Source organism: Streptomyces sp. NPDC058877, assembly GCF_042742855.1.
Lineage (GTDB): Bacteria > Actinomycetota > Actinomycetes > Streptomycetales > Streptomycetaceae > Streptomyces.
This window is the reverse complement of record NZ_JBHYMF010000342.1, coordinates 1-3,348: the sequence shown is the minus strand read 5'-3', so window position 1 is coordinate 3,348 and position 3,348 is coordinate 1. Positions and strand designations below refer to the sequence as shown.

General features: G+C 69.7%; 4 protein-coding genes. All 4 read right to left on the bottom strand.

What is annotated here, in order from left to right:
* Positions 1-56: 56 nt before the first annotated feature.
* A complete protein-coding gene (locus ACFW2Y_RS35190) occupies positions 57-401 on the bottom strand; it encodes a DUF2516 family protein (protein ID WP_384887649.1) in 345 nt (114 codons plus the stop codon).
* A gap of 91 nt (positions 402-492) precedes the next feature.
* Complete coding sequence (locus ACFW2Y_RS35185; protein WP_384887646.1) at positions 493-1,077, bottom strand: hypothetical protein; 585 nt, start codon at positions 1,075-1,077, stop codon at positions 493-495.
* Between the two features lie 27 nt (positions 1,078-1,104).
* On the bottom strand, positions 1,105-1,518 hold the full coding sequence (locus ACFW2Y_RS35180) for a helix-turn-helix domain-containing protein (protein WP_384887643.1): 414 nt from the start codon (positions 1,516-1,518) through the stop codon (positions 1,105-1,107).
* Between the two features lie 351 nt (positions 1,519-1,869).
* Entirely contained in the window at positions 1,870-2,718 is an 849-nt protein-coding gene (locus ACFW2Y_RS35175) for a putative RNA methyltransferase (protein WP_384887640.1), read from the bottom strand.
* Positions 2,719-3,348: the final 630 nt, after the last annotated feature.

Sequence of the window (3,348 nt, the reverse complement as noted above, 5' to 3'; positions counted from 1 at the left end):
GGGCCCGGGGACTCGCCCCGGGCCCTGCCCCGTGTGCCGTGCGTACCGGCCGGCCGCTACCGGCCGCCGTTGTAGGGGCCGTACGGCCCGTCGCTGCTGGAGCCCCCGCCACGGCGGCCCCGGCCCCCGCCGGAGACCTGGGCGAGCGCGGGACGCACGTCCACCATGAAAACGATGGCCGCGATGAGCCCCGCGATCTGCAGGAACAGCATCGGCAGCAACAGGTTCAGGCCGAGGTTGATGCCCAGGATGATCAGCCAGAACTTCTTCGTCTGCTTGTCGGCGGCGCGATACGCGTCCTCGCGTGCCATGGCGGCGAAGACGAGCGCGGCGACGGCGAAGCCGGTGAAGACCAGGAACATCACCAGGAACAGAAGGGAGTCGAATCCCGCGCGCAACATGCTGAGCACCGCCTAGGAAGAATGGGAAGAGAGCGCCTCGCGGTCAAGGTACCCGGTACAACGCGCCGGGTACCCGCATTGGTGCCCGGCCCTACTCCTTCTCGGCGGGCGCAGCGGTCTTCTTGGCCGGGGCCTTGCGGGCGGCGGTCTTCCGGGCGGACGCCTTCCTGCCCTCGGGCGAGGCCTCGGGAGTCGCCTCGGGCGTCGCTTCGGCCTCTGCGGCTGCGGCCGGCGCCTTCGGCTCCGGCTCGACCACGACGGCGATCTCGGTGATCTCCTCGGCGGCCTCGCCCCGCCAGGCCCGGACGGCGTCCTCGCCGTGGGCGGCGACCTCCTCGTACTTCTCGCGCGCCTTGACCGCGTACTCGGCGGCGACGCCGACACCCCGGAGGGCGAGGTCCTGGGCGGTCTCGCCGAGCTTCTTGAAGTCGGCGTCCAGTCCGCCGACGACCTCGGCGAACTTCGACTGCACGGTGGCCTGGGCCTCCTTGGCCTGCGTGGTCACCTTCTCCTGCACGGCCTTCGGGTCGGTCTTCCGCACGGCGTCCAGGCGCGCGGGCGCCTCGGCGGCGAGCTGCTCGATCAGGCCGGGAACCTTCTTGGCCTGCTGCACGGCGAGGTCGGCGGTGCCGGCGGCGAAGTAGAGGGGGGTGCGCAGTTCGTCGATGATGGCCATGCTGGTGGTCCTCCCGGATGTGACGTACTAGCTCGACGGCGGTGCGGCATCGGGGGCGGCGTCCGGCGCGACCTCCGCCGCCTGTGCGGCGGCCTCGGCGGCGTTCTCCTTGCGGAAGGAGTCGTAGATCTGGAGCAGCACCTGCTTCTGGCGCTCGTTGATGGAGGGATCGGCCAGGATGACGGCGCGCGTCTCCAGCTCCTCCCGCTCCTTCTCGTCCAGGATCCCGGCGCGCACGTAGAGCGTCTCGGCAGAGATCCTCAGCGCCTTGGCGACCTGCTGGAGGACCTCGGCGCTGGGCTTGCGCAGCCCGCGCTCGATCTGGCTCAGGTACGGGTTCGACACCCCGGCGGCGTCGGCGAGCTGACGCAGGGAGAGCTGCGCGGTCCGCCGCTGCTCGCGGAGGTACTCGCCGAGGTTGCCGACGTTGAGCGATGCCATGCTCCGACCATGCCAGCTCTTGCTAGCTATTGCAAGCAGCTGCTTGCAATAGTCACCCCGGGCGGCGGGGCCCACGTGTGGTGACGGAGCACGGCAGGTGTCCGCTCCCGGTCCATCTGCGGTTTCCCACCGAGCCTGCAGTGTGCAGTGAACAGGTCCCGGACGACCTGCTCAGCGAGCTGTTCCCCCCGGGCCGTCTGTCCGCGAGGGCAATGCCTCCGCTCCTGTTGTCGGGGGGAGATCGCGACGGCCAGCGTGCGGACGCCCCGCCTTCCCCGCATTGCCAAAGAAGGTGGGGCGCCAGGCGCACTCATCGGTTCGTCGGTCAGCAGGCGCGTCCGCCGCTCGTGGTCACCGCGGCCGGTAGGAGGTGGCGAGCACGGAGACGGTGACCCGGGCAGGTAGGGAACCGTGATCGCTCAGGTCCGCGTGGGTCAGGTGGCGTGCGCTCGGTGTCATCCCCACCAGGTCGATGGCTTCTTGCCCGGTCAGGGGTGCGGTGTATTCGACGTGCTGGGTACCGGCGGCCTCGAAGTAGGGGGTCAACGCCTGTTGCAGGCGCTGTTCCTTGTCCGGGTCGATCGCGACCATCGCGGGGACCTTGCCCCGTAGCTCCACCAGGTGCCGCTCGACGGGGCGCACCACGATCAACCGGCCGGTCGGACGGAGCACTCGGTGGAACTCGGCCGGGTTGCGCGGGGCGAACACGTCCAACATCACGTCGACCGTCCGGTCAGCCACGGGGAAGGGGCGGAAGACGTCCCAACTCGCCGCGGCAGCTCGCGGATGGACCCGGGCCGCCGAACGCAGAGCGCGTACTGACGCATCCACCCCCAAGCCGCAGGCACCGGGCAGTTGATCGAGTACGCCGGCCAGGTAGTAGCCGGTGCCGCATCCGATGTCCACGACCGCGCCTTGACCGGGCAGGGCATCGGCTGTCATACGGGTCAGGGTCCGGCGGATGGGGGCGTACCTGCCGGTGGACAGGAACCGGTTGCGGGCCTGAACCATGGCGGCGTCGTCACCGCTGGTGGCGCGGGCGCCCGTGAGGAGGCTGACGTAGCCCTGACGGGCGATGTCGAAGGTGTGGCCCGCCGGGCAGCGCAGTGAGCCACGGTCGGGTCGGAGACGGGCGCGGCATACCGGGCAGCGCAGCACGTCGAGGAACGGTTCGAGGGCAGGGGGAAACAACGCAGGCACGAGGCACTCCTGGCAATGGTGAAGGGAAAGGACCGTGCCCGTACGCGCTCTCAGAAGTCGCCGTCTCAAGAAGAACGAGAGCCAGCATCGCGCCGCCCCGGTGCGGGCGACGCAAGGAGGAGGGACCACGTGACAGGCACACCAAGGAGGGCGACGCCCGAGGCGTCGCCCTCAACGCCTCGTGATCACAGAGCCTGGGTGTGCTGGGTCCACATGCCCGTACCTTACGAGCCTTGCCGAAAGCCCCTTGCCTCGCCTCAGCGGTTACGAGTCATGGCGTGGCGACGGGGGATCGTGCCGGAGCGTGCAACCACCCGGACGAGGGGTCTGGTCCCCTTCAAGGTGCCTCGTCACCACACCCGCTGACCAGCCCGTTCCACCCTCCAGCACAGGGTGGAAAAGGCTCGCTGGCGGTTAGCCCAACACGTTGCGGCAGTGCGCCCATGCCGACTCGGACAGCAGGGGGCGCCACCGGGCGAACAGGGGCCTTGTCCCCGGAGGGTGGACACCTGTTCGTGTCGTTATGCGGCAAGTGTCAGGGTAGCTGACTGTTGTTCGTAAGTGATCGGTGCCTGCTGTCCGAGGCGTGAGTGCCGTCGGCGGGTGTTGTAGCGGGTGGTCCAGCGGAAG

What these genes read in the sequence shown, in the direction of transcription:
- ACFW2Y_RS35190 (WP_384887649.1), bottom strand. Translation starts at nt 401, where the DNA reads ATGTTGCGCGCGGGATTCGACTCCCTTCTGTTCCTGGTGATGTTCCTG.
- ACFW2Y_RS35180 (WP_384887643.1), bottom strand. Translation starts at nt 1,518, where the DNA reads ATGGCATCGCTCAACGTCGGCAACCTCGGCGAGTACCTCCGCGAGCAG.
- ACFW2Y_RS35185 (WP_384887646.1), bottom strand. Translation starts at nt 1,077, where the DNA reads ATGGCCATCATCGACGAACTGCGCACCCCCCTCTACTTCGCCGCCGGC.